Source organism: Pseudomonas sp. F220 (assembly GCF_057813935.1).
Genome location: NZ_JBVASJ010000130.1, coordinates 1 through 596 on the forward strand (window position 1 = coordinate 1; position 596 = coordinate 596).

A 596-nucleotide genomic window follows, 5' to 3' on the forward strand; every position below is an offset into this window, starting at 1 on the left:
GCTCCGTGTTCGTCCTGCATCGTGTAGCTGAGCGTCACGTGCTCGACCGCGCCTTGCGCCAGATGATCGAAGTCGGCCCCCGGGTTGAATACCAGCTGGTTGCCGACCACGCTGGCCGTGCCCTTGTTCGCCGGCGCACTCGCCGAGTTCAGCGTGAACAGGTGGCCGTCGTCAGCATCGGTGTCGTTGGCCAGCACGTCGATGGTCAGGGTCTGGTTCTCGGTGCCGGCGGCCACATCGGCCACCGCCACCGGCGCGTCGTTGGTGCCGGTGATCGTTACGTCCACCGTGGAACTCGAGAGTGCTCCGTGTTCGTCCTGCATCGTGTAGCTGAGCGTCACGTGCTCGACCGCACCCTGCGCCAGATGATCGAAGTCGGTCCCCGGGTTGAACACCAGCTGGTTACCGACCACGCTGGCCGTGCCCTTGCTCGCCGGCGCACTCGCCGAGTTCAGCGTGAACAGGTGGCCGTCATCGACATCGGTGTCATTGGCCAGCACATCGAGGGTCAGGGTCTGGTTCTCTGTGCCAGCGGCTACATCGGCCACCGCTACCGGAGCGTCATTGGTGCCGGTGATCGTTACGTCCACCGTGGA

Annotated in this window: 1 protein-coding gene; it reads right to left on the bottom strand. The window is 64.9% G+C overall.

Features of this window, described 5'->3' with window-relative positions; genetic code table 11:
- A partial coding sequence (locus tag ACZYSM_RS29310) for an Ig-like domain-containing protein (RefSeq protein WP_489077180.1) occupies positions 1–596 on the bottom strand: 596 nt, incomplete at both ends.